General features: G+C 58.6%; 8 protein-coding genes. All 8 read left to right on the top strand.

Translation table 11 applies throughout. From position 1 onward, the window contains the following. Window positions 1-114 precede the first annotated feature (114 nt). The 8 genes from AB2L51_RS14975 to AB2L51_RS14940 all read left to right on the top strand — a co-directional run bounded on the left by AB2L51_RS14975 (window position 115) and on the right by AB2L51_RS14940 (window position 3,655). Window positions 115-657: a hypothetical protein gene (locus AB2L51_RS14975; RefSeq protein ID WP_062810081.1), complete on the top strand. Its 543-nt coding sequence runs from the start codon at window positions 115-117 to the stop codon at window positions 655-657. Between the two features lie 151 nt (window positions 658-808). After that, entirely contained in the window at window positions 809-1,204 is a 396-nt protein-coding gene (locus AB2L51_RS14970; RefSeq protein ID WP_007284689.1) for a hypothetical protein, read from the top strand. Between the two features lie 97 nt (window positions 1,205-1,301). After that, on the top strand, window positions 1,302-1,787 hold the full coding sequence (locus tag AB2L51_RS14965) for a hypothetical protein (protein WP_010665807.1): 486 nt from the start codon (window positions 1,302-1,304) through the stop codon (window positions 1,785-1,787). A gap of 83 nt (window positions 1,788-1,870) precedes the next feature. Then, entirely contained in the window at window positions 1,871-2,122 is a 252-nt protein-coding gene (locus AB2L51_RS14960; RefSeq protein ID WP_400922607.1) for a hypothetical protein, read from the top strand. Continuing rightward, entirely contained in the window at window positions 2,119-2,352 is a 234-nt protein-coding gene (locus AB2L51_RS14955) for a hypothetical protein (protein ID WP_010665809.1), read from the top strand. The genes AB2L51_RS14960 and AB2L51_RS14955 overlap by 4 nt, the downstream gene beginning before the upstream one ends. A gap of 88 nt (window positions 2,353-2,440) precedes the next feature. After that, window positions 2,441-2,857: a hypothetical protein gene (locus AB2L51_RS14950; RefSeq protein ID WP_007284693.1), complete on the top strand. Its 417-nt coding sequence runs from the start codon at window positions 2,441-2,443 to the stop codon at window positions 2,855-2,857. Window positions 2,858-2,903: 46 nt separating this feature from the next. After that, entirely contained in the window at window positions 2,904-3,299 is a 396-nt protein-coding gene (locus AB2L51_RS14945; RefSeq protein ID WP_007284694.1) for a DUF7673 family protein, read from the top strand. A gap of 170 nt (window positions 3,300-3,469) precedes the next feature. Next, entirely contained in the window at window positions 3,470-3,655 is a 186-nt protein-coding gene (locus AB2L51_RS14940; protein WP_010665810.1) for a hypothetical protein, read from the top strand. Window positions 3,656-3,790 lie beyond the last annotated feature (135 nt).

Here is a 3,790-nt window from a genome sequence, read left to right as displayed (position 1 = left end):
ACTGCATTTTTCTCTTGCCTCTCCCTTATTATATCGTGTATATAATAAGAACACCGGGCGGGAAAACGTGGGGGGATCGTCCCCCTCCCCGTCCGAACATGGGAGGGTAAACCTATGTCACTTCTTTCCGGTCTGATGGGCTTTCTGTTCCGCTCCAAAAAGATGCCACCTCGCCCCAATCCGGCAGACGTTCTTGATCGCGCCATCACCGACACGCAGGCATGGTACAGCCGCCTGTCCGACCGGCTGGATGATACCTCGGAAGATTCCTATGCGACCCGAAACGAGCTGCGTGATCGGATGTATTATGTCCAGCACTTCGAAGATGCGATGAAACAGGCCAAGGCCACCAGTTCCATGACCGTCGATCTCAGCATCAGGTATGGCGTGTATGATGACCCCGAGGACGACGCGATCGCCCGTTATGAAGCCGCATCATGCGGCCTGGAATATGTCCCCGACGAGCAGCGCGAAGAGGCCGAGTATGCGAGTGCCCTATGGGGTATCACCGAGGTACAACAGGCGCTGGAAGCGGCGGGCTTTACCGTCCTCACCGGCTTTCATGCCTACCTGATCGACCCTGAAGAAAGCCAGCGCGCGATGGAAGCCTTCCATGCCGAGATACTGGCCGAGCAAGAGCAGGCAGCCTGCGCCTGAATCCGGGAGAGAGGCCGTCTTGCCGGCCTCTCCACCATTCGCGAGAAAAATTTCATTTTTCTCTTGAACCCTCTTTATTATATCTCGTATATATTAGAGGCGGGCCGGGAGGATAAAACCGTTCGATCCGTCGCACAGGGAGGATAGCCCTATGTCCAAGGAAGACCACGCCGAAAAACAGGTATCGCCTCTTCACAATACCTTGCCGCTGATCCGGCTGGATCGCGACGAATACAGCACGATTTCGGCGATGAAGACAAAGCCGGATCTGATGGCCTACTGGACCCGTAAGGGCCGCGTTCGCGCCTGCGAAGCCGCCGTCCTGCCGGATCTGTGGGTCACGACCATCGGCAGCGACGGCACCGAGATCGAGGGGCTGATGCTGTCATGCCTGTGGGAAGGTCCACGGGACCAGCGCACCAGCTACGATCTGGACTCTGTTTATACCGTCCTGGTCCCCTTCATCGGCTTCGGTCGGGTGGCGGGCTGGATGACAACAGATACCGTTCTTTCCCGTATCGACAGCACGGGGCTGCGTATCGACTGAAACGATTCAAAAAACAAACGGGGTTTTCTTGTGATTTCGTCAGGAGGACCGCAGCATGAATGCCATATCGTCAATAAATGCGGGCCGGAAGCACAGCATGACGCAGACAGATGACAGTCCTGCGAATGGCAAGCGAACCGGACCCGTGGCAGACGCGGTTCTTGCCCTGCGCATCATGGTCGATGCACGGACCGAAGCGAAAATGGTCCTGATGGGTCTCACGAGCTATGTCGATGCCGTGGCCCATCTGGAAGCCAAACTAGCAGAGGAAGCAGAACGCCAGAATATTTCGGCAGATTTTGAAAAACTGGCCGAACATAGTCTCGAAGATGCCCTGCGCGTGGTTGAGTTCGAGCTGGACGAGCTGATGGCCCATCTCATGAGCTTGGCCGTGGCGATGAAAGCAGAGAATGCGCCGGTCGAGCGTATCCGCTCATGGGTGCAAAGCGCGGCCGATTCATACGGGATGGCCTTCCGGATCATGGTCCCCGTATGGCGGCTCAGGTCACTGGTCGATGCCGCCTTGCGGGAACCGCCCCCTGATGACGCTGAGCCAGCCGGGGAAGCTCACCTGGGCGACTAGACCAGCAAGCACGGACGATCGTGGTGAACGTCCGTGTCTCTATTATATCGCGGATATAAAAGGATGAAGCGATGACTGATCGCGTGAGATACGAAGCTCTCGTCCGCCGCTATGAGCGGATGTCTGTTGCCCGGCCGGGATACCCGGTCGGCGCCGATGGCCCCTTTCCCGCACATATCTGCGTGGGGTCGGTCCGCTTGCCCGTCCAGATGGAGGGCGGCCGGATCGTGGCGCTTGGCACCCACCCCCTGCCCCGCCAGGTCCTCGCGGATCTTCTGGCCGGGCTAGAGCGTGCGTGCCGGGTGTCATCGCGTATGGGAGGGCTGATGTCATGACCTACCTCGCGCCGCGACGGGTGGCGAAGCATCGCCATGTCTATCTGGCCGGCCCGGACCTGTCGGTCCTGGCCGTCAAGGAAAGCCGGGACACGGCAGCACGGTCGGCCGTGCAGCTCGCGCGCAGGCGCGGCATGTCGGTTTCCCTATGGGCAATGGACCAGAAATTGCGGCCCGGATCGAAGATCCGGCCCCGCTATGGCATCTATCTCGGAGAGGCGCATGTTTGACCCTGCCCACGGCAGCGGGCGGCCGGCTCTCTCGTTATTATATCCGATATATGTTAAAGGAGAGGATCTGTGCCTTGAAAGAGTTTCGATGTCTGAATCCGCGTCTGCTGTCCCTGTCCTTGATCGCACCCCGCGCCTGACGCTGTTCCGCGTCAAGCCCGCCGTGCGCCGGCAGCTCGAAGAGTATGTAAACGATAACGACACCTCCATGCGCTGCGCCATCCTTCAGGCGCTGAAGACGATCGGCGTGCATGTGGAGCCCGAGGATCTGGTACCCGAACGCAAGCGGCGTCTCAAACCGCATACGGGCGACGACACGGGCGAGCTGGTCGGGCTCTCCGTCAGCCTGCCGGTCTATGTCCGCGTAGCGGCAGAACTTTGGATGCGCGAGCATCCGGGAATGCGCCTCGTGAACATGGTCCTGACCGGACTGAAGGAGATGGGCTTCGAGATTGATGATGAAGACCTGACCGCAAAATGGACCTGGAAACCCTTTGTGGGGTGACGCTCACAGCCCGCCAGCTCAAACCAACAAACCCCGGAAAAGACCCATGACCGCGAAACAGGACAATGAACGGGCGGCGCTGGCACGCCTGATTAAAATTGCAAAGGGTGACACCGGACAATCGCGGCGTGTCGCGGATTTCCTGCTGGCATGGTGGAATGCAGGATCGTGCGGATCGTTTGATCTCACGTCGCTATGGGCGCTCGATAGGGCCATCGTGGAAGATATGACAGTCGTTTTCGGTCTGATTGGTCAGGCCGGCAATTATCCCGATCAGCTCGATCGTGCCCTTGGCCAGGAATTCGCCGCGATCATCGCGCAATGGCGATCGGCCTGTCATCCCACGTCCGCCTTCGCGGTTCCTCTCATGACATGCGCCACCATGAGGGGAACCGCGTCTTTCGTCATGGCGCAGCGAGCAGTGTCCCGTACGTCCCGATGATCCTCTGCACGACTGCTTCGTTGGCCGCCGCCCCGGAGCACGAGTTCAAAAACGCGGCACGCCTTGCTGCCGTTGCACCTGGCTCGTATCCCCAAAAGCCCCATACCTGAATACTGAAAAATTCTCCGACCGGGCCGCTGCAACCTGCACCTGTCGCCGGCATTCCGGCCATGCACAACAAAGCCGCACAGGGCTCCGCATGGGCGGCCGGTGAATACGAAACAGCACCGCCGATCATTGCTGCCCCGATCGCAATAAACAGTCTCTTCATGGCTGTGATTCCCTGTTCGTGGGAACAGAAATTTCGCAGAAAATTACATTTTTCTCAATTAAAACTGCACCAGACCGCCATTTAATCAGGTTTTACAAATCAGATCGCTTCTTCTTGTTCCCTAGATGACCTGTTCTGATGATGCGTGCGGGTTTTTTCGGGGGCTTGATCTCCGCTCTAGTTCGTAAGGCCGCGAGCCAGGTGCGCTGCACCTGTCTCC

Source organism: Acetobacter fabarum, from assembly GCF_040702925.2.
Classification (GTDB): domain Bacteria; phylum Pseudomonadota; class Alphaproteobacteria; order Acetobacterales; family Acetobacteraceae; genus Acetobacter; species Acetobacter fabarum_B.
The sequence above is the reverse complement of the archived record's forward strand: the minus strand, read 5'-3'. Positions and strand labels throughout refer to the sequence as shown.